Source organism: Stenotrophomonas testudinis, from assembly GCF_024499815.1.
Classification (GTDB): domain Bacteria; phylum Pseudomonadota; class Gammaproteobacteria; order Xanthomonadales; family Xanthomonadaceae; genus Stenotrophomonas.
The window spans coordinates 19,979-41,862 of the sequence record NZ_JAMOKY010000040.1 but is presented as its reverse complement, the minus strand read 5'-3'; the positions used below and the strand labels follow the sequence as shown (position 1 = coordinate 41,862).

Here is a 21,884-nt window from a genome sequence, read left to right as displayed (position 1 = left end):
GCCGCATGGATGCGGCGACCAAGCCCCCATGGATGGGTTTACGGCGTCCCCGCAAACCCACAGTGCCCCGCCATCCCACGGAATGCCCGCTATTGCTGTTGCTCTGGCTTTGGCCGTTGCATTGAGCAGGTGCAGGGGTGCAAGCCCTGCATCAAAAAACCCTTACTTCTTACGCTCGCGGGTGGGGAACGGCTCCATCGCGCGGAAGCGGTTGCTGTACTCATCGGTCAGCGTCCGCGCTTCCTGCCCGTTGCGCACGATCGTCGGGGTCAGCAGCACGATCACCTCGGAACGCTTGTTCAACCGGGCCTTGTTGCCGAACAGACCTCCCACGATCGGCAGACGGCTGAGGCCGGGCACGCCCTTGGAGCTATCTTCGTCGGAATTGGTGATCAGGCCCGCCAGCATGATCGTGTCGCCGCTCTGCAGCGCCGCCTCGGTGGAAATCTTGCGGGTGTTGATCGGCGGGTTGCAGGTGGTCTTGGTCGGGTCGCAGCCGGTCGGCACGGCGCCGGCCGAGCTGACTTCCTGCACGATGTCCAGGAACACCACGCCATCACGGGTGATGCGCGGGCGCACCTTGAGGATCACGCCGGTGTCCAGGTACTGCACCTGGCTGTAGGTGCTGTCGCTGATGCCGGTGTTGACCGACACCGAGTTGATCGGAATCTTGGTGCCGACGTTGAGCTGCGCTTCGGCGTTGTTGCGCACGAAGATGGACGGGGTCTGCAGCAGGCGCAGGTTGGTCACCTGGTCCAGCGCGCTCACCACCGCGGCAGCATTCTTGCCGAGGAAGGTCCAGCCGGTCTCGCTGCCGGTGATGGCGCCGGCGAAGCTGCCCCAGATGTTGCGGCCCAGCGCGCTGGGCAGAGTGGCGCCGCCGGTGGCACCGGTGAAGCTCTGACCTTGGACGGCGTTCTCGAAGAACCAGTTGACGCCGTACTTCAGGTCGCCGTTGAGGTCGACCTCTGCCACCTGCGCTTCGATGTGCACCTGCAGCGGCATCACGTCCAGCTTCTCGATCACTTCGCGGATCGAGCGCCAGGCCTGCGGGGTGGCGCGCACCAGCAGTGCATTGGTTTCTTCCACCGCCGAGACGCCGACCGTGTCACCTTCCACATCGAGGCTGACGCTGATGTTGCCTTCCTGCCGCTGCGGCAGGTTCATCGTGCTGGCCATGCCGCCGTTGGCGCTGGACGAGGTGCCGGTGCCGTTGGTGTTGTTGCTGCTGCCATCGCTGGTGTTGCTGAAGGTGTCCCCACCCCGGCTGTCCAGCTGCATCGGCGTCGCGCCCGGCGCCAGCCCGGCGCTGGAACCACGGTTGTTGCGGTTGTTGCTGCTGGCGAAGGCTTCGGAGAGGCGCTGGGCCAGGTCGCGCGCCTTGATGTAGCGCAGCTCGTAGGAGAACAGGCGGGCGCTGCCACCGGCGGTGTCGATGCGGTCCAGCCACTGCTGGATCTGGTCCAGGTAGCGCACCTGCGGGGTGATCACCAGCACGGCGTTGGCATTTTCCAGCGGCAGGAAACGAAACATGCCGGCGCTGGGCGTCTTGCTGTCTTCGCCGAATACTTTCTCCAGGTCGCTGGCGACCTGCTCGGCCTTGCCTGACTGGATCGGGAACACGCCCACCGACATGCCCGACAACCAGTCGACGTCGAAGATCTCGACGGTGTGCAGGTAGTTTTCCAGCTCGGCGCGGGTGCCCCCGAGGGTGATCACGTTGCGGCCGGTATCGACGTTGACGATGGCATTGGGCCGCGCGTACGGCTCCAGCACCTTCTTCATCTCGCTGGCGGAAATGAACTGCAGCGGCACCACGCGCACTTCGAAGCCGCGGGCACTGGAGGCCGGCGCGGTGCTGGGTGCGACGGTGCCGGCCAGCGCCTGGTCGGCGGCGACGATGTTGTAGCGGCCACCGCTGTAGACCATGCGGGCGTTGTTCCAGCCCAGCACCATCTCCAGCAGGTTGAGCGCCTGCGCCGGCGACACCGGCTTGGGCGTGGCCAGGGTGACCGTGCCCTGCACGCCCGGCGCGATGACGTAGTTCTGCCCCAGCATGTCGCCGAGGATCGCCTTGACCACCGCGTGCACCGACTCGCCTTCGAAGTTGAAGGTGGCGCTGCCGCCGCTGGCCGAATGCAGGGCCGGTGACGGCGCGCGCGCGGCCTCGCGGTTGATCATGGTGCCGCTGCCACGGCGGATTACCGCCTGCGGCGTGCCGGCGGCAGCATCGCCTTCGACCACCTGGGGATCGGCGGCGGCGGCACCGGCTTCCGGTGGCGGCGTGGTGGCACTGCGATGGACATGCGGGCCGGACACGGTGGCGCAGCCGACCAGCAGCGTCAGGGCAAGGGACCAGGGCAGAAAACGCAGGTTCATGCATTCACTCTATCGGTTGGAGCCATCGCCCGGGGGCGGCGACGGTTGTTGCTGCTGTTGCTGCAGCTGACGGCGACGGGCCTGGATGCGTTCGCGGATGGCCTGCATCTGCGCTTCGCTGGGGCCGTTGTTGGCGGGGGCGGCCGGCGATGGCGCGCTTGCCGGGGCGGCCACGGCCCCGGCGCCGCTGACGACATCGGGGCTGGGCCGCGCATTGGATGCGGCAGCAGCGGCGGGTAGCGGCGGAGGCGGCGGCACGACACCGGCGGGCGGGACTGTGCCATTGGCACCGCGCAGCACGGTCGGCGGTTCACCGCCCTGCCCGTTGAAGGTGGCCAGTTCCAGCACCTGGCTGCCGCTGGGGCCGATCACCGTGGCCTGGCGAGGCTCCAGCGCGACCAGCTGCCAGCCATCGACCGCCTCACCATTCAGGCGCAGGCGCACCGAGCGGTTCTGTTCGGTGGTGAAGGTGGCCATGCTGAAACTGTCAGTGAGCAGCACGCCGGTCAGGCGCAGCGCGGCACTCGCGGCCGGTTCGCTGCCACCCAGCAGATACGGGCGCGGCCGCCGGTCTTCGGCGAACAGGGGGCGTTCGCCGATGGCGCTGAAGCTGTCGGCAGCGGCCATGCGCTCGGCAGCCATCGGCGGCAGGGCCGGCAGCGTGGCCTGCGCGGCGGCATCACTGTCGGCAGCCGGCAGGCGACCGCCGAGGCCGAAGCCGGTAGCCAACCAGGTGGCGCCCGCCCAGCCAGCCAGGGCCAGCAGGAAGCCGGTACGCAGGGTGATCGGGTCACGTTTCATCGGTGCCCTCCGCTTCCACCGGCGGCTCGGCCGGTGTAGGGCTGGCATCGGCGGCAGGCGCCGATGAAGGGGCATCCGTCGCAGGCGCGGCGGCGGCATCGCCACCGGCCCCGGGCAGCAGGTAGCCGGCCAGTTCAAACGACACGTCCAGGCCCAGGCCCGATTCGTTCGTCGATTGCTGGAAGCGCTGCGCGATCATGTTGAGGTTGTCGACGAACAGGCGCGGGCTGCCGGTTTCCAGGCTGTGCAGCACGGTGGCCAGTTCGGCCACGCCACAGCGCAGACGCACCTGCATGGCCACGCGCACGAACTCGGCATCGCGGCGGTTGTCAGTGAGCGGCGTGCGGTTGCTGATGGTGCAGCTGCGGTTGCCCGGGCTGGCGGTGGCGACCGCATCCTGCACGCGCGCGCCGAGGGCCGCGGCAGCGGCTTCGGCGGTGGCCTCACGCAGGAAACCAGGCCGCTGCTGCAGGGCCTCGCGGGTCTGCTGCAGGCGCTGTTCGATCTGCGGCTGCTGCTGCAGCTGTGCCTGCACGCGCTGCTGGCGCTCGCGCAGCGCGGCTACGTCGTCGTTGATGGCCAGCAGCGGCTGGGTGAACCACGGGTGCACCAGCAGCAGGTAGGCCAGGCCCAGCACTGCCACCAGCAGTACCAGCGCCAGCCAGCGGTCACGGCGTGCGCTTGGCATCGGCATCGGCCGCCTCCTTGGCTGGGGCGGCAGGGGCGGCGGCAGGGGCGGCGGCAGGGGCCACCGGCACCGGCTGCAGCTCGGCGGTCAGGGTGAAGCGATCACGGCCGCTGCCGGCGCCGTCGGCCTGCAGCACGCCGGTCAGGTTGACCTTGCGCCACTGCGGTGCGTCCTGCAGCAGTTGCACCAGCTGCGAGGCTTCGCTGCTGAGGCCGATCAGCTGCAGGTTGTTGTTCTCGATGGCCAGTTTTTCCAGGTAGGTGCCGTTGGGCAGGCGCTGGGTCAGTTCGTTCCACAGCTCCACCGTGCTGGCGCGCTGCGCGCGCTGCTTTTCCAGGAACGCGGCACCGTCCAGCAGCGCCTGCAGTTCGCTGCGCTCGCTGGCCACGCCACGCGCACTGCGGGCGCTGCGCTCGACCTCGTCGCGCAGCGCGTCGGCAGCCTCGCGGCGGTTGTCCAGCAGCTGTGCGGCAGCCAGCACCAGCATCACCAGTGCAGCCAGGCCGAGCAGCAGGTTCCAGCGCCGCATCGGGTCATGCCGCGGCTGGCGCTGGGCCTGCGGCAGCAGGTTCACCTGCAGCGGCTGGCCCTGCGCGTCGAGGGCATCGACACCGGACATCGCATCGGCCCAGGCGCCGACCTGGCCGCGCCAGGCATCGAGCTGGCGCAGCGGCCAGGCCACCAGTTCAACCTGCAGCAGGCCTTCGCCGGAACTGCCGCGTTCGCGCACGTCATAGCTGACCTGGCTGGATTCGAATGGCGTCTGCCGATCAATTTCATAGCCGACCACCGCCCGCAGGCGGTCGCCGGCGGCCATCGGCAGGCGCAGGTTGCGGCGCAGGACCTGCGGTTCGGCCAGCAGCCAGACCCGCGGCAGGCTGCGCAGGCGCGCGTCGAGGACGCGGTCCAGTTCAGCCGGCTGGGTCGGCCATGGCAGGCTGGCCACGGGTTCCAGGCCCTGCCCGGCTTCGCGCCAGACCTGCAGCAGGTCGCCCTGCCGCTGCAGCAGCAGGCGGGTCTGCGACCAGCCGAGCGCCCACTGCCAACGCGCCGGTACCCAGGCCAGCAGGGACTGCCGCCACCAGCGCAGGAAACGGCCCGCACCTGGGCCGATCCGCCCCTGCACCTGCCGCAGGCTGTCCTGCCATGCCGTCATCTTGCTGCCATTCCCTGCTCCCAGCGAAGCACCGTGTAGGTTCGTCCGGGCACACCGCCCGATCCATTGCGTACCACCGCCTGCAGGACCGACAAGCGACCGCTGCCGTCGATGGCACGGGTCTCGATACTATAGGTGCCGCTGCCGCTGGCAAGCATTGACGGCGCCGCACCGGAACCTTCGTCACGCTCCTGCTGGGCGCGCTGCGCCAGCACCTGCTCGGCATCCAGGCCCAATGCGGTCAGCACCGGCGCCCCCGCCACGCGCGGATCCGGCCGCGCCTGGCGGCTGTACAGCGTCAGATACGGCAGCATCACCGTGTACAGCGAGGCACGCATGCCAAGCACGCGCTGCAGTTCGCCCAGGGTTTCGAAGCGCTTGTTGCGCGGCCCATACGGCAGGCCCGCCGCTGCATAGTCCGGCGCCTCGGCGCCACCACCGGGCTGCAGAAGGCTGTCTGCGTCGCGCCAGTCAATGATGGCACCGGCCAGCTGCCGGGCCTGCTCGGCAGGTTCGCCCAGCGCCTGCAGGAATGCAGTCAGCAGCGTCGCGTCGGCCAGGTTCAGGTTGATCTTGCCGTTCTCGTCCAGCACCCGGATCTCGACCGGAACATCGTCGTACTGCCAGCGGTAGGTGCGTCCATCGGCCTGCCAGGCCGGCCGCTGCGGGTCCGGGCGCAGGCGCAGCAGTGCATATTCCAGCCCGGCACGGGCACGTTCCTGGCCACGCGCATCATCGTCGAGCACGCGCTGCTGCAGGTGCTCCACGCGTGCGGTCAGCGCGAAGGCACCGACCAGCGCGGTCATCAGCGCGATCAGCCACAACACCAGCACCAGGGCGGCACCGCGCTGTGCCTTCATCGTGCACCGCCCATGCCGCCGCTACGCGGTGCGACCACCAGCGGCGGCCACGGCGCGCCACGCTGCGGCACGATCTGCACTTCCACCAGCAACGGCAGCCGCCGAGTGTCGTCCCAGCGCGGCAGCCAGTCGCTCATCTGTCCGTTGGCCGGATCGATGCCGCGGTAGCGCAGCTTCACTTCTTTCAGTGCATCGGCCAGCACTTCGGGTGGGCGCGGCGGCGTTTCCGGCAGGCGTTCACCTTCCTGCAGCAGCACCAGGTGCAGCAGCAGGCGGCGCTGGCCGGGCGCGCCATCCACCTGCAGGGTATGCAGGTAGGGCCCGCCGCGACCGAGATAGCCGGGCAGATCGGCGACGAACTGCATGCCTTCGTCATCGCCCTGGAAGAACACCGGCTCGCGGGTCGGATCGGGCACCTCGATCGGGCTGCGCAGCGCACCACCCAGCTGGCGCCGCAGCAGCGCCTGCACCGCGCGCATGCGTTCGCTGTCGGCCGCGATCTGTTCGCCGCGTTGGCTGACCGCCATCGCCGCACGCACGCTGGCGAATGCCAGGGCCAGGCCACCGGCCAGCAGCACGGTGGCCAGCATCACTTCGACCAGGGTGAAGCCGGCGGCGCGACGCTTCATCGTGCGCCCTCCAGGTCCGGTGGCAACAGGCGCAGGCTGCGCCACTGCAGTTTCTCGCGTTCGCCGTCGCCCCAGCGCACCTGCAGCTGCAGTTCGGCCAGCCACGGCGCACCCGGTGACTGCGTCGGCGCGACATCACCGGCACGCGGCTCGCTCCATGGCTGCACCTGCAGCTGCCAGTGGTAGCGGCCCTGTTCCCATTCGCCACTCTGGCTGCCGACCTGCAGCGGCGCGTCGACGCCGGCGCTGGCCAGCAGCGACTGCGCATGCAGCACCGCACGGGTACGCAGCTCGCCACCGCGGACCTGTCGCGCGCCGCCGGACAGGCTGCCCAGCAGCAGGGTCAGGGCCAGGCCCAGCAGGGCGAAGGCCACGATCACTTCAAGCAGGGTGAACCCACGCGCCGACTGTTTCATTGCGGCCGCCACGGACCGGAGCGGACCTCGCCGGTCAGCCAGCCGACATCGATGCGCCATTCGGCGGCGTCGCGCTGCAGGCGGATGCGGCCGCCACTGGAACCACCATCGGGATGGAATTCGATCACGCCCTGCCCCGGCGCATCGCTGAGCTGCGCGGCGCCTTCAAACACCACCTGCACCGGTTCGGGCACGCTGCCACGGCGCTCGTTGGCGCCCTGCCAGCGGTGCTCGGCCGGCTCGATGACGAAGCGCTGCGGTTCACCGCGGGCAATCGCCTGCGCGCGCACCATGCGCAGCTGGCTGGCGATGTCCTTGCCCGCGCTGCGCAGCTGCATGCCGGCAAAGCCACGCGACAGGCCAGCCGCCGTGATCAGGCCGATGGCCGCGATCAACGCGATCACCAGCAGCATCTCCAGCAGCGACAGGCCGGTCGCGCGCCTGCCGTGCAGGCGCGGGCTGGGCAGCCGGCGCGGCAGGTACGGCGTCATGCGGGATTACGGCTCGTAACGGATGTCAGCATCGACGCTGCTGCCGCCGGCCTTGCCGTCCTTGCCCAGGCTGATCAGCTCGTAGGCCTGGCCTTCGCCCGGCGCGCGGTATTCCAGCGCGTGGCCCCACGGATCGTTCAGATCGGCAGGCTTGGCATACGGACCCAGCCAGCCACCGACACCGGCCGGCGAGGTCACCAGGTCATTGAGCGAACCGGGCAGCTTGCCGGTGTCGATCTGGTAATTGTCGATCTTGGAGGCGACGGTCTGCACCTGCGCCTTTGCGATGTTCGCCTTGCCGCGGTCGGCGCCGCCGAGCACGCGGCTGGCGACCAGGGTCAGCACCGCGCCGATCAGCACGATGACGATGATGATTTCCAGCAGGCTCATGCCGGTCTGGTGGCGTGCGCTGGCGAAGGACAGGCGGATCGGGCGACGGGAAGCAAGCATGGTCGGTCCTTTCAGTTGCGGTGAGTCGGGGTTGCAGGGAAAGCCATCATCAACCGATGGCGTTGGTGAGGTCGTACAGCGGTACGAGCACGGCCACGATGACCGCGCCGACCACCGAGGCCAGCACCAGGGTGATGGCCGGCACCATCGCCGCCAGCAGGCGGTCGATGCGGCGGGCGCTGTCCTGTTCGAAGGTGTCGGCGGCCTTCAGCAGCATGGTGTCGAGCGCGCCGGATTCCTCGCCGACCTGGATCATCTGGAGGGCCAGGCGCGGGAAGCGCTTGCCGCGCGACAGCGCCAGCGACAGGCCGGCACCGTTCTTCACTTCGTCGGCGGCGGTGTCCAGATCGGCGGCCAGCGCGCGGTTACCCAGCACGTTGCGGGCGATGCCCAGCGCGCCCAGCAGCGGCACGCCGTTGCGCAGCAGCGTGCCGAGGGTGCGGGCCAGGCGTGCGGTTTCCAGCTCGCCGAGCAGGCGGCCTATGCCGCGCCGCTGCAGCAGCCAGCCATCCAGCGCCAGGCGCGCGGCGGGCTGGCGGAAATGGCGTTCCAGCAGCAGTGCCAGCACCGCCGGCACCACCAGCAGCAGGATCCACCAGTCACGCACGAACAGGCCCAGCTGCAGCACCGCGTTGGTGAACCACGGCAGCGCCACGTCCAGGCTTTCATACATCTGCGCGAACTGCGGCACCACGTAGCCAAGCAGGAACAGCAGCGCACCACCGACCACCACCAGCAGGATGGCCGGGTAGACCAGCGCGTTGACCACCTTGCCCTGCAGCGCGCGGCTGCGTTCGAGGTAATCGGCCAGGCGCTGCAGGGTCTCGTGCAGGCTGCCACCGGCTTCACCGGCGCGCACCATGTTCACGTACAGGCGCGAGAACAGGCCGTGCTGCCGCTCCAGCGCGGTCGACAGCGGCGCACCGCCGCGCACCACGTCGCGGATGTCGGTGATCGCGCGCCGCGAACGTTCGTCCTCGGGCAGGCCGAGCAGGATCGACAGCGCACGGTCCAGCGGCTGGCCGGCGCCGAGCAGGGTCGAGAGCTGCTGGGTAAACTGCAGCAGCGCCGCGCCCTGCAGCGGACGCGGGCGGAACAGGTTGCCCAGGCTGCTTCCTCCTACCCCGCCACCCTCGGCAGCCAGGCGTGTTTCCATCGGCAGATGGCCCTGGTCCTGCAGGCGGGCGATCAGCTCGGCTTCGCTGGCCGCTTCCATCTGCCCGTCGAAGACCTCGCCGTGCGGGTTCAGTGCCTTGTAACGATAGGTGGGCATGTCAGCGTCGATCTCCCGCGCGCATCAACCCTCCTCGGTCACGCGCAGGACTTCCTCGATGGTCGTCTGCCCGCTCAGGGCCTTGGACAGGCCGTCTTCGTACATGGTGCGCATGCCGGCCTCGCGGGCGATGCGTTCGATCTCGCCCATGCCGTCGCGACGCATCACCGCGCGCCGCAGCGCGTCGTTCATCACCAGGAATTCCATGATGGTGGTGCGGCCCAGGTAACCGGTCGGTGCCAGTGCCGAGGGCTTCGGGCGGAACAGGTGGATTGGCCCCTGCGGCTGCAGGCGGCGCAGTTCGAAACGTTCGATCTCCTCCGGCGAGGCTTCGTAGCGCTCGGCGTGGGTGGGTTCCAGGCGGCGCACCAGGCGCTGGGCGAGGATGCCGTTGATGGTGGACGTGAGCAGGTAATCCTCCACGCCCATGTCGAGCAGGCGGGTGATGCCGCCGGCCGCGTTGTTGGTGTGCAGCGTGGACAGCACCAGGTGGCCGGTCAGCGCCGACTGGATGGCGATGCGCGCGGTTTCCAGGTCGCGCATTTCGCCGATCATGATGATGTCCGGATCCTGGCGCACGATGCTGCGCAGCGCGTTGGCGAAATCCAGGCCGATCTGCGGCTTGGCCTGGATCTGGTTGATGCCTTCGATCTGGTATTCGACCGGGTCCTCGACCGTGATGATCTTGACGTCGGCGGTGTTGAGCTGGCTCAGCGCGGTGTACAGCGTGGTGGTCTTGCCCGAACCGGTCGGGCCGGTGACCAGCAGGATCCCGTGCGGCTGTTCCAGCACCTTGCGGAACTGCGGCAGGAACGCATCGGTGAAACCAAGCCGGTGGAAATCGAACACCACGGTTTCGCGGTCCAGCAGTCGCATGACCACGCTTTCGCCATGCGCGGTCGGCACGGTGCTTACGCGCAGGTCCAGTTCCTTGCCCTGCACGCGCAGCATGATGCGGCCGTCCTGCGGCAGGCGGCGCTCGGCGATGTTGAGCCGGGCCATGATCTTGATGCGGCTGATGACCGCGGCAGTGAGGTTGGCCGGCGGGCTTTCGCCTTCCACCAGCACGCCATCGACGCGATAGCGCACCTTCAGGCGGTTTTCAAAGGGTTCGACGTGGATGTCCGAGGCGCGCAGTTCCACTGCACGCTGGATGACCAGGTTGACCAGACGGATGACCGGCGCTTCGGAGGCGAGGTCGCGCAGGTGTTCGATGTCATCGACCGCGCCGCCTTCGCCGTCCGCGGTTTCCACGATGGCGCCCATCGCGCTGCGGCCCTGGCCGAACCAGCGCTCGACCAGATCGTCGATCTCCGCGCGCATGCCAAGCACCGGGCTGACCGGCACGCCCAGCGCCAGCTGCACGGCCTTCTGCGGGTAGGCATCGTGGGCATCGGCCAGCCACAGGCGGACGCCGTGTTCATCCAGCGCCAGCGGGCAGACGTGGAACTGCTTGAGGAAACGCAGCGACAGCGGCAGGCCTTCGGCCAGCGACTGCGGCGGTGCCTCGGGCAGCTGTTTCGCTTCCAGCAGCGGCAGGCCCAGCACGTCGGCGCTGGTCTGCGCCTGGTCACGTTCGGACACCAGCCCCAGCCGCACCAGCAGGCCCAGCAGGCTGCCGCCGGCTTCGGCGTGCAGCGGCCGCGCACGCGCCAGATCCCCTTCCTTGAGGCGCCCGCGCGCCAGCAGCGCATCGAGGATGCGGCCTTCGGCGTCGTCGATGGCGGTGGCAGCGAGCGCGTTCACATGACTCTCCTGTCGATCCTCCCGACTTTAGCAGTTCAGCCCGGACTTCCGCTGCCTTGTGCGCGCAGGACCAAGAAAGACGACGCCCGTCACCTTCCGGTAACGGGCGTCGCCAATTCACTTACGACATTACGTGCAACCGTGGCCCTTACTGGGTGGCCAGGATGGTCACGCCGTTGAAGGCCGCTTCGCCCACCACCTTCACGTAGTAGGTGCCGGCCACCGGCTTGGCCACGCGCACGGTTTCGGTGTTGCCCGGGCGGCTCGACTTGGCGTCGTTGTCGGTGGCGGTCGGCACACGGCCCTGCGCCACGTACACCGAGACGTTACCGGTGCCGCCGTAGGTCAACACGCTCAGCTGCTTGCCGGCGACGGCTTCGAAGGTGTACACGGTCTCGCTGCCGGTCGCACCGGCAACACCGGCGAGAGCCACCTTGTTGGTCAGCGGGATGCCTTCGGGTTCGCAGTTCTCGGTGCACGGCTCGGCCAGGGCCTTGGCCAGCGCGGCCTTGGCGTCGACGATGCCGGTGCCGATCGGGGTCGATGCCGGAATGGTGACCGGGAACGGACGCGCGGTTTCCTTCAGCAGCGTACGCATCGCCGCCGGGGTCAGCGGATCCTTGCCACTGGCGATGAGCGCGCTCTGCACCAGCGCAGCAACGCCGGCCACGTGCGGCGAGGCCATCGAGGTACCGCCCAGGCCCATGTAGCTGTAGGCGCCCGAATCCGGAGTGGTTGCCGCATCCGAACCGGCCTGCCAGATGTAGCCGCCCGGGTTGCCGTCCACGCTGCCGCCACCGCCCGGGCCGGACAGGTCCACGCGCGTGCCGTAGTTGGAGTAGTAGGTGATGCCACCGGTGATGCGCGTCGCACCCACGGTCACCACGCCGTCGCAGCTGGCCGGGCGGTAGTTGGCGGCGTTGTCGGTGTCGTTGCCGGCGGCCACCACCACGGTGGTGCCACGCGAGATCGCGCCGCTGATCGCATCCTGGTAGGCGCCTGCGCAGGCACCGCTGCCACCCAGGCTCATGTTGATGATTTCGGCCGGGTTGGTGTTGGCGGGAATGCCGGCGACGGTGCCACCGGACGCCCAGGTGATCGCGTCGGTGATGTCGGAGAGGTAGCCACCGCATTTGCCGAGCACGCGCACCGGCAGGACCTTGGCCTTGTGTGCGACACCGGCCATGCCGACGCCGTTGTTGGTCTGCTCGGCGACGGTGCCGGCCACGTGGGTACCGTGCCAGGAGCTGTCTTCCGGCTGCGAGCCGTTGTAGCACTCGTTGGCGTTCTCGACCCAGTCACCGTAGTCCTGTGCACCCGGCACGCGGTCGTCGGTGGAACGGCGCGAGGTCTCGGCATCGCTGATGAAGTCGTAGCCCGGAAGCAGGTTGCCGACCAGGTCCGGGTGCTGCGGCAGGATGCCGGTATCGAGCACGGCAACGACCACGCCCTCGCCCTGCGAGACGTCCCAGGCCGACGGCGCGTTGATGCCACCGGTCGGGTTGCTCAGGTGCCACTGGTACTGCGCGTAGTAGGGATCATTCGGCACCAGGGCCGGCTTCACGTCGCCCGCGCGCAGCTCGGTGCGGCGCAGCTTGACATCGGCTTCGGCGTACTTGACCGAGGGATCGGCCTTGAGCTCCTTCAGCACGCGCTGCAGTTCCGCCGGGGCCAGGCGGCCCTGCAGGCGGATCACATCGGCACCGATGCCGAGCTTGCGCACCACCTGCGGACCCATCGCGCTGGCGCGGCTGGTGCCACCGGACAGGCTGGCGCGGGTGAGTGCGGACTGCACGGTGGACAGCTTGGCCGAGCGATCGCTGGCGGCCAGGGTGCCCTTCGCGTACATCACGATGATGCGGTCGGTGCCCGTTTCGGCGGTGCTGGCCTGGCGTACCGGCTCGCGGGTCGGCAGGCCGGCAGCGTGGACCGCGCCTGCGGCGGTCACCGACAGCAGGGCGGCGGCAAGCACGTTGATGCGAAGGTTCTGCTTATTGATCACGTCACATTCCTCTTCTGGGTCATGGTTGGATCCAACACTGCGGCCATCAATCCTTGACGGATCCCGGCTGGCCGAGCCGGGGTTGCCGAGACCTCCCCTCAGGCCCTGTAGCAGAAGCAGCACCGGCGGCGTGACCGCCGGCGCGTTGTTGCCTTACCAACCGAAGCCGGCACCGACGCCGACCGAGGCGTCATCACTGCTGAACGCACCGCCGAGGGTGACCGTGGCGCGATCGCTGATCGCACGCTGGTAACCCAGCGACATCGCCGATTCACCGCCCTGGAAACCGATGCCGACGCCGACCCGGTTCTGGGTGCGGATGCCGGCGGCACTGGTGGCCATGTTGAGCATGGCCGCGCTCATCGCGCCCTGGCGGTCGATGCGGCGATCCATGTGGCGCAGGCGGCCATCCACTTCGCCCTTGAACACATCGAAGCTGTCGGCGACGGCCTGCACGCGGCTGTCGGTGTAGCTGTTGGCGGTGGTGATACCGCGGTCCAGCTGGCCCTTGTTCACCGCATCGGTGGCCGCGGTACCTGCGGCCACGTTGGTGACCTGGCGTTCGTTGCCTTCGCTGCCCACCGACACCGTGTTGGCGCGGTCGGCGACCGAGCCCTGGCCCAGTGCAACCGCATTGGCGGCGGTGGCCGATGCGCCCTGGCCGATGGCCGTGGACGAAGCGCCGCTGGCGACGGCGCCGTCACCCATGGCGACTGCGTTGGCACCGACGGCCGGCTGCGCCGCCGTGGCGCCTTCGACGCTGGGCTTGGCCACCACGTTCGACCGCGAGGCCACTGCATCGGCCTCGGCCACGGTGGCGACCTGGGCGGTGCTCGCCTGCACGCTGGCGCTGCGCAGGCTGGCCGTTGCCGTGCGGCTGGTGCCACCGGCAGTGCGCTGGTCAAGCTCGGTCACCTTCCTGTCCAGTGCACCCAGTGCGTCGCCGACATTGCTGTAGGTCGAGCCCTGGATGACGTAGTTCGGCGCGATGAACACCCCCTGCATGCCGACGCTGGCACCGCCGCCGAGGATGCTGGCGGCATCGCTGAGCGACTGGAACAGCTGGCCGCCGTTGATCGCCTGGCGGCTGCCGGACGCGATGCTGCCGGCGCCGACGTTGTTGATGACGGTGCCTTCGATGCCGGACAGGGTCAGCTGGTCGCGGGTGGCATCGTCGTAGGCCACCGCGTTGGCCGAGGTGGATTCCACCGTGGCGATGCGCGAATCGAAATCACCGACGCGGGTTTCGACTGCACCCACGCGCTGGTTGGTGACGTTGAGCTGCGAACCGGTGACTGCGTCGCTGCTGCCGGCGGCAATGCGGCCGTCGGCCACGTTGACGATGCGGCGGGTGGCTGGACCATCGGTGCCGTTGCCGCCACCGACCGAGACCACGTTGGCTTCCACCGCACGCGCGCCGACACCCAGGGCCACCGAGTTGTTGCCGCTGACCGCACTGTTGGCACCCAGCGCCAGCGATGCATTGCCGATGGCGTTGGCGCTGCTGCCCACGGCATTGCTGCGGTTGCCGCTTGCAGTCGCGCCCGAACCCACGGCCACGGCATCGGTGCCGGTGGCGGTAGCCACGCCACTGCCATTGGCCTTGAAGCGCTGGCCGACCGCATCGGCGGTAGCGGCCACGGCGTCGAGCTGGCCCTTGTTCACCGCATCGGTGGTTTCGGTACCGGCGGCCACGTTGGTGATCTGCCGCTGCGCGGCCGCGTTGCCCACCGACACCGTGTTGGCGCGGTCGGCCTGCGAGCCGTTGCCGAGCGCGACGCTGTTGGCCGCACTGGCGGTGCTGTTGGCACCCAGCGCGGTGGCATCGGTCGCGTCGGCCCAGGCGTTCCAGCCGATGGCGCTGGCGTAGTCGCTGGTCGCCCAGGCACCGGCACCGAAGGCCGCCGCGCCGGTACCGCTGGCCCGCGCCGGGATCAGGCCGAAGTAAGTGCTGCCACCGATGGCCACGCTTTCATCACCCGTGGCTTCGCTGGACTGGCCCATCGCCACCGCGTTGGCACCGGCCGCAGCGGCACCGAAGCCGACCGCGGTGGTGTTGGCGCCGGTGGCCGCCGAGCCGTAGCCCAGTGCGGTGCCGAGGCGGCCGCTGGCTTCGCTGTAACCACCGACGGCGGTGGTGCCATCGGCGGTGGCGGAGGCGCGGAAGCCGCTGGCCAGCGACTGCGCGCCGCTGGCGATGGCTTCGGCACCGCTGGCCGTGCTGTAGACACCCGTGGCCTGCGCCGCGTTGCCGGTGGCGGTGCTGCTGATCTCGCTGGCCACCGCGCCGCTGCCATAGGCCGCGCTGTTCTCGCCGGTGGCCTGCGCCTCGTTGCCGACGGCCGCGGCATTGCCGCCGGTGGCCAGGCTGTTGAAGCCGACCGCCGTGGCATTTTCAGCCAGGGCGGTGGCGCCGCTGCCCAGCGCGGAGGCGCCGTTGCCGATGGCGTTGGAGGCTTCACCGGCAGCCAGTGCGTTGTCGCCTTCCACATAGGCGCCGGCATCGCTGTCGGCGCTGCCGCTGGCTTGAACGTACTTGCTGGTCTGTTCAGCAGTAGCAGCCACGGCATCCAGCTGGTTCTTGTTCACCGCATCGGTGCCTTCGGTACCCGCTGCCACATGGGTGACCTGGCGTTCGCCGCCATCGCTGCCGACGGCCACCGTGTTGTCACGGTCGGCCGTGGAGCCTGCGCCCAGCGCGACACTGTTGATGCCGTTGGCAGTGGCCCCGGCACCCAGCGCGGTGGACTGCACTGCGCCGGCCCAGGAGTTCCAGCCGATGGCGGTGGCGTAGTCGTCGGTCGCCCAGGCACCGGCACCGAAGGCCGCCGCGCCGTAACCGCTGGCCCGCGCCGGGATCAGGCCGAAGAAGGTGCTGCCGCCGATGGCCACGCTTTCATCGCCCGTGGCTTCGCTGGAATCACCCATGGCCACGGAGCTGGCACCGCTGGCGGTGGCGAACACGCCGGCCGCGGTGCTGTTGGCACCGCTGGCCAGGGTGCCGTAGCCCATGGCGGAGCCGAGGCGACCGCTGGCTTCGCTGTAGCCGCCGACGGCGGTGGTGCCATCGGCCGAGGCCGAGGCACGGAAGCCGCTGGCCAGCGACTGCGCGCCGCTGGCGATGGCTTCGGCACCGTTGGCAGTGCTGTACGCGGCAGTGGCCTGCGCGCCGGCACCGGCGGCGGTGCTGCTGGTTTCGCTGGCGACGGCACCGCTGCCAAGGGCGGCGCTGTCTTCGCCGGTGGCCTGGGCGTTGTTACCGATCGCTGCGGCGTTGCCGCCGGTCGCCAGGCTGTTGAAGCCAACCGCGGTGGCGTTGGCCGCCACTGCGGTGGCACCACTGCCGAGCGCGGTAGCACCGTCGCCGATGGCATTGGCGGCCTCACCGGCGGCCAGTGCGTTGTCGCCTTCCACATAGGCGCCGGCATCGCTGTCGTCGCTGCCGCTGGCCTGGAAGTACTTGCTGGTGTTCTCCGCGGTGGCGGCGACGGCATCCAGCTGGTCCTTGTTCACCGCATCGGTGCCTTCGGTGCCGGCCGCGACGTTGGCGATCTGGCGCGTGTTGCCAGCACCACCGACCGAGACCGTGTTGTCGCGGTCTGCAATCGAGTCGGCGCCCAGGGCCACGCTGTTGGCGCCCTGTGCTTCGGCTGCATTGCCCAGCGCCGTAGCGTTGGTGCCCGGTGCCCAGGCACCACCACCGACCGCGGTGGAGTAGTCACCCGACGCTTCGGTGGCGAGCAGGCCGAACAGCGAACCACCGATGGCCACGCTGTTCACGCCGGTGGCCAGGCTGCCCTGGCCGGTGGCCGTGGCATAGGCACCGGAGGCTTCCGAATCACCACCGAGCGCCACGCTGTTGGAACCGGAGGCGTTGGCGAAGTTGCCGAACGCGGTGGCGTTGAAGGCCGATGCGCTGGCATAGCCGCCGATGGCGGTGCTGTAGCCGCCGGTGGCTTCGGCACCGATGCCGAACGCTGCCGAAGCGGTACCGCTGGCGACGCTTTCGCTGCCGACCGCGGTCGCGGCTTCGCCGCTGGCGGTGCTGAAGTAACCCACCGCCACGGCTTCCTCACCGCTGGCTTCGGACAGCACGCCGGTGGCGGTGCTGCCGGCACCACTGGACACGGCAGCGGCACCGAAAGCCGCACTCTGCTCGCCGCTGGCTTCGCTTTCCGCACCCTGCGCGGTGGCGTACTCGCCGGTGGCCTGCGCGTTGGCGCCGATGGCGCTGGCGTTGTCCGCCGTGGCCAGGGCATTGAAGCCGATCGCCTGCGCGTTGCTGCCGATGGCATTGGCACCGCTGCCCAGTGCGACGGTGCCGTCACCGATGGCATTGGCGGCTTCGCCGGCGGCCAGGGCGTTGTCACCTTCCACGTAGGCGCCGGCATCGCTGTCGTCGCTGCCGCTGGCCTGGAAGAACTTGTTGCCGGTGCCTGCGCTGGCGGCCACGGCATCCAGCTGGGCCTTGTTCACTGCATCGGTGGCCTGGGTGCCGGCGGCGACGTTGGTGACCTGGCGTTCGCTGCCGGCGCTGCCGACCGACACGCTGCGGTCGCGGTCAGCCACCGAGCCTGCGCCCAGGGCCACGGCATTGTTGCCGTTGGCGGTGCTGCCGGCACCGAGGGCGATGGCACTTTCGCCACCGGCCACGGTATTGGTGCCCACCGCGATGCTGTTGACGCTGTTGCCGAGTGCCTGGAAGCCCAGCGCCAGGCTGTAATCGCCGTAGCTGAAGGCACCGCGACCGACGGCGGTCGAGCTGACACCGTTGGCCCAGCTGTTGTAGCCGATGGAGGTCGCGCCGTTGGCACTGGCCCAGGCCGCCGGGCCGAAGGCCGAGGCGTTGGTACCGGTCGCCCACGCACCTGCACCGAAGGCGGTCGCGCCTTCTTCGCTGGCGGTGCTGTAACCACCGACGGCGGTGCTGTCATCGGCCTTGGCAAAGGCACTGTCGCCGATGGCGACGGCATAGCTGCCGTTGGCGCGCGACTTGCCGCCCGCGGCGAAGCTGTTGTCACCGGTCGCCTGCGCGGCATTGCCGAAGGCGCTGCTGCTGGCGCCGGTGGCCTGCGCGGCGTTGCCCACCGCAGTGGAACCGGCCGAGGCGGTGGTGCCGATCTGCACCGGATTGCCTTCGTCGTCCAGCAGCGGCTGGTTGTACTCGTCGTACGCCTGGCCTAGGCCACCGATGGCGACAGCACCGTCGCCGTCGGCGAAGGTGTTGCGGCCGAGGGCCACGGTGTCGGCGCCGATGGCAGCGGCACCTGCGCCCTGCGCAAGCGCACCTGCGCCGATCGCGTTGCTGGCCGAACCCGCAGCCACCGCACCTTCGCCCTCGGCGTAGGCGCCGGCATCGCTGCCCTCCTCGCCCTGCGCCTGGAAGAAGCGCGCGGTGGTGTCGGCGGTGCTGGCCACGGCATCGAGCTGGGCCTTGTTCACCGCATCGGTGTCTTCGGTACCGGCGGCCACGTTGGTGATCTGGCGATCGTTGCCTTCGCTGCCGACGGCCACGCTGTTGTCGCGCACCGCTTCGGAGTTGGCACCGAGGGCGATGCTGTTGGCGCCACGCGCGGTGGCGTAGTAGCCCACGGCGGTGCTCTGCGCACCACTGGCCCAGGTCTGCGCACCCAGCGCGCTGGCGTTCTCGCCCGGCGCATAGGCGAAGTAGCCCACCGCCGTCGATTCGGCGCCGGAGGCTTCGGTCAGGCTGCCGTTGGCCACGGCATGATCGCCGCTGGCGATGGCACCGGCACCGACGGCCGTGGCGGCTTCGCCACTGGCCTGGGTCTGCACGAAGAAGCCCAGGCCCGGGATCAGGTCGGCCGGGCCACCGATGGCCACGCTGCTGGTGCCGGTGGCGTTGCTCTGCGTGCCCAGCGCGGTGGAGTAGTCACCCACTGCATTGGCCACCGCACCGAAGGCCGAAGACTGCGCGCCGGCGGCATAGGCGCCGACACCGTAGGACGAGGCGGCAAAACCGCTGGCTTCGGCGCTGGCACCGACGGCGGTACCACCGACACCAGCGCTGGTGGCGCCGGTTTCCACCGGCACGCCACCGCTGGTGATCAGCGGGTTGCCGTCTTCATCGACGGCAGCGCCACCGACGGCGACGCTGCCCGGGCCGGCGGCCTGTGCGTTGTTGCCGAAGGCGGCGCTGTTCTGGCCGCTGGCCAGTGCGTTGTAGCCCACGGCCGTGGCGTTCTGGGCGACGGCGGTCGCGCCGGCACCGACCGCGGTGGCGCCGTTGCCGATGGCATTGGCGGCCTCGCCGGCGGCGAGCGCGTCGTCACCGTCGGCCAGCGCACCGGCATCGCTGTTGCTGCTGCCGGTGGCCTGGAAGCGCTTGGCAGTGGTATCGGCCACCGCAGCCACGTCCTTCAGCTGGCCGACGTTGACCGCATCGGTGTCTTCGGTGCCTGCGGCGACATGGGTCACCTGACGTTCGTTGCCATCGCTGCCGACGGCCACGGTGTTGTCACGGTCGGCCTGCGAGGCCGCGCCGAGGGCGACGCTGTTGCTGCCGTTGGCGGTGGCGCTGGCACCGAGCGCGGTGGACTGCGCGCCGTCGGCCCAGGCATTCCAGCCGATCGCGGTTGCATAGTCTTCGGTGGCCCATGCGCCGGCACCATAGGCCGATGCACCGTAGCCGCTGGCGCGCGAGGTGATCAGGCCGAAGTAGGTGCTGCCGCCGATGGCCACGCTCTCGTCGCCGGTCGCTTCGCTGGCTTCACCGACGGCGACGGCGCCGGCACCGGTGGCCGTGGCGAACACGCCAGCGGCGGTGCTGTTGGCGCCGCTGGCGACGGTGCCATAGCCCAGTGCCGAACCGAGGCGGCCGCTGGCTTCGCTGTAGCCGCCGACGGCGGTGGCGCCGTCGGCCGACGCCGCCGCGCGGAAGCCGCTGGACAGCGACTGCGCGCCGCTGGCAACGGCTTCGGCACCGGTGGCGGTGCTGTAGACCGCCGTGGCCTGCGCACCGGCGCCGGTTGCGGTGGTGCTGGTTTCACTGGCCACCGCACCGCTGCCCAGCGCGGCGCTGTCGCTGCCGCTGGCCTCTGCGTTGGTGCCCACGGCCGAGGCGTTCTCGCCGGTGGCCAGGCTGTTGTAGCCGACTGCCGTGGCCTTCGCGGCAATGGCCACGGCACCGCCGCCGAGCGCGGTGGCGCCATCGCCGATGGCGTTGGCTGCTTCACCGGCGGCAAGCGCGCTGTCGCCCTCGGCCAGGGCGCCGGCATCGCTGTCTTCGCTGCCAGTGGCCTGGAAGTACTTGCGGGTGTTCTCCGCGGTCGCGGCGACCTCGTCCAGCTGATCCTTGTTGACCGCGTCGGTGCCTTCGGTACCGGCAGCAACGTTGGTGATCTGGCGCGTGTTGCCGGCGCCACCGACCGAGACGGTGTTGTCACGCTCGGCGATCGAATCGGCACCCAGCGCGACGCTGTTGGCGCCCTGTGCTTCGGCGGCGTTGCCCAATGCTGTGGCATTGGTGCCCGGCGCCCACGCGCCGCCACCGACGGCGGTGGAGTAATCGCCCGAGGCTTCGGTCGGCAGCAGGCCGAACAGCGCGCCACCCACGGCTACGGAGTTGGTGCCGGTGGCGAGGCTGCCCTGGCCGGTGGCGGTGCTGTAGGCGCCGCTGGCTTCTGCATCGCCGCCGACGGCCACGCTGTTGGAGCCGCTGGCATTGGCGGCGTTGCCGACCGCGGTTGCGTTGAAGGCCGAGGCGCTGGACAGCCCGCCCAATGCGGTGCTGTAACCGCCGCTGGCTTCGGCACCGACGCCGAAGCTGACCGATGCGGTGCCGCTGGCGGTGCTGCCTGCGCCGACGCTGGTGCTGCCGCTGCCCAAGGCCTGCGACTGCGCGCCGACGGCGGTGGCGCTGCCAGCGATCGCCTGTGCGTTGTGGCCCAGCGCCGTGGTGTCGTCGCCATCGGCGGTGGCGGATGCGCCGGCGGCCAGTGCGCCTTCGCCATCGATCTGCGCGGCGTCGCTGTCATCGCCCGCACCATCGGCCTTGAAGTAGCGGCGGCCCTGCGCGGTGGCAGTGGCCAGTGCGGCCTGGGTGGCCTGCGCCTGCGCATCGAGCTGCGCGCGGTTGACCGCATCGGTGGCCGCCGTACCAGCGGCCACGTTGGTGATCTGTCGTTCGCTGCCGGTTGCGCCCACCGACACGGCATTGGCGCGGTTGGCAAGGGAGCCTGCACCCAGCGCGACGCTGTTGGCGGCGCTGGCGGTGCTGCCGGTGCCCACGGCCACCGCGTTGCGGCCGCTGGCGTTGGCGCTGCCGTCGACCACGCACTGGTCGATCAGGCTGCTGCTGAGGGTCACGCAGTTGGCGTTGCCGCCCACTTCCACCGACTGTGCGGCGGCGAGGCCGGAGCCTCCCAGTCCCATGGCCAGGGCAAGCGCTGCGGCCAGGGTCACCGGCCGGACGTGGTCGGCATCGCGGCGCCGGTCGACGACCCCACCGCGGGTGTCGGAAGAGGCCAGTTCCGAGGCCACCACCAACTGACCCAACGCTTTGTTCCAGACCTTGCGATAAATCCGATTCATCGGTACGGCTCCTGATTTTTTGGACTGGTTTTAGGCAAAGCAACGCCATCGCCGGACCTTCTGGTCCAACGTCCCCCAAGGGCGTTATTCGCGTGATTTACTGCGGGTATTGCCGAACGCCGCGCAGCGACAGAAAACCGGGCGCAGAGCGACGTGCGGTTACTGCGATATGAACAGATTTGAAACAGGGCCCAAGTGTTAACGGGAACTTTCCTTATCGTCAAGACTTTGACGCAGGAAAAGCGGTTGCCGTGACCCAGTTCACTTTTTCGCCTATTTATTCTGCGATTTTGTTATTTGTTTGTGACGAGATATCGACGCCATGTAAATGCATGTAACTCACCGCTGCGGCAGGATTTTCTGCCCGCATAAAGAAAAACCCGACAGTCGCCTGCCGGGTTTTCCGTACTTCATCGCATTGCGGCCTGCGCGGCGATTAC

13 protein-coding genes are annotated in these 21,884 nt (G+C 69.6%); all 13 read right to left on the bottom strand.

Annotated elements, in window-relative coordinates:
* Positions 1-162: 162 nt before the first annotated feature.
* On the bottom strand, positions 163-2,379 hold the full coding sequence (gene gspD / locus NQ204_RS16780; RefSeq protein ID WP_256644469.1) for a type II secretion system secretin GspD: 2,217 nt from the start codon (positions 2,377-2,379) through the stop codon (positions 163-165).
* 9 nt (positions 2,380-2,388) lie between these two features.
* Positions 2,389-3,180 (bottom strand): general secretion pathway protein GspN, encoded by a 792-nt coding sequence (locus tag NQ204_RS16775; RefSeq protein WP_256644468.1) that lies wholly within the window; start codon positions 3,178-3,180, stop codon positions 2,389-2,391.
* The gene (gene gspM / locus NQ204_RS16770) at positions 3,170-3,874 is read right to left on the bottom strand and encodes a type II secretion system protein GspM (RefSeq protein ID WP_256644467.1); all 705 of its coding nucleotides are present in this window, start codon (positions 3,872-3,874) and stop codon (positions 3,170-3,172) included. Before gspM ends, NQ204_RS16775 begins: the two co-directional genes overlap by 11 nt.
* The gene (locus tag NQ204_RS16765; protein ID WP_256644466.1) at positions 3,849-5,024 is read right to left on the bottom strand and encodes a PilN domain-containing protein; all 1,176 of its coding nucleotides are present in this window, start codon (positions 5,022-5,024) and stop codon (positions 3,849-3,851) included. The genes gspM and NQ204_RS16765 overlap by 26 nt, the downstream gene beginning before the upstream one ends.
* Entirely contained in the window at positions 5,021-5,884 is an 864-nt protein-coding gene (locus tag NQ204_RS16760) for a type II secretion system minor pseudopilin (protein ID WP_116864289.1), read from the bottom strand. Before NQ204_RS16760 ends, NQ204_RS16765 begins: the two co-directional genes overlap by 4 nt.
* Positions 5,881-6,513 carry a type II secretion system protein J gene (locus tag NQ204_RS16755; protein WP_116864290.1) on the bottom strand — a complete coding sequence of 211 codons (633 nt, stop codon included), beginning with the start codon at positions 6,511-6,513 and terminating at the stop codon, positions 5,881-5,883. The genes NQ204_RS16760 and NQ204_RS16755 overlap by 4 nt, the downstream gene beginning before the upstream one ends.
* The gene (xpsI, locus tag NQ204_RS16750; protein WP_256644465.1) at positions 6,510-6,929 is read right to left on the bottom strand and encodes a type II secretion system protein XpsI; all 420 of its coding nucleotides are present in this window, start codon (positions 6,927-6,929) and stop codon (positions 6,510-6,512) included. Before xpsI ends, NQ204_RS16755 begins: the two co-directional genes overlap by 4 nt.
* Positions 6,926-7,420, bottom strand: coding sequence for a type II secretion system protein XpsH (xpsH, locus tag NQ204_RS16745; RefSeq protein ID WP_116864292.1), 495 nt, complete (start codon positions 7,418-7,420; stop codon positions 6,926-6,928). Before xpsH ends, xpsI begins: the two co-directional genes overlap by 4 nt.
* A gap of 6 nt (positions 7,421-7,426) precedes the next feature.
* Positions 7,427-7,870 (bottom strand): type II secretion system major pseudopilin GspG, encoded by a 444-nt coding sequence (gene gspG / locus NQ204_RS16740; protein ID WP_116864293.1) that lies wholly within the window; start codon positions 7,868-7,870, stop codon positions 7,427-7,429.
* 49 nt (positions 7,871-7,919) lie between these two features.
* The gene (xpsF, locus tag NQ204_RS16735) at positions 7,920-9,143 is read right to left on the bottom strand and encodes a type II secretion system protein XpsF (protein ID WP_256644464.1); all 1,224 of its coding nucleotides are present in this window, start codon (positions 9,141-9,143) and stop codon (positions 7,920-7,922) included.
* A gap of 24 nt (positions 9,144-9,167) precedes the next feature.
* On the bottom strand, positions 9,168-10,889 hold the full coding sequence (gene gspE, locus NQ204_RS16730) for a type II secretion system ATPase GspE (protein ID WP_256644463.1): 1,722 nt from the start codon (positions 10,887-10,889) through the stop codon (positions 9,168-9,170).
* Positions 10,890-11,037: 148 nt separating this feature from the next.
* On the bottom strand, positions 11,038-12,891 hold the full coding sequence (locus NQ204_RS16725) for a S8 family peptidase (protein ID WP_116864296.1): 1,854 nt from the start codon (positions 12,889-12,891) through the stop codon (positions 11,038-11,040).
* Between the two features lie 153 nt (positions 12,892-13,044).
* Complete coding sequence (locus NQ204_RS16720; RefSeq protein ID WP_256644462.1) at positions 13,045-21,444, bottom strand: ESPR-type extended signal peptide-containing protein; 8,400 nt, start codon at positions 21,442-21,444, stop codon at positions 13,045-13,047.
* Positions 21,445-21,884: the final 440 nt, after the last annotated feature.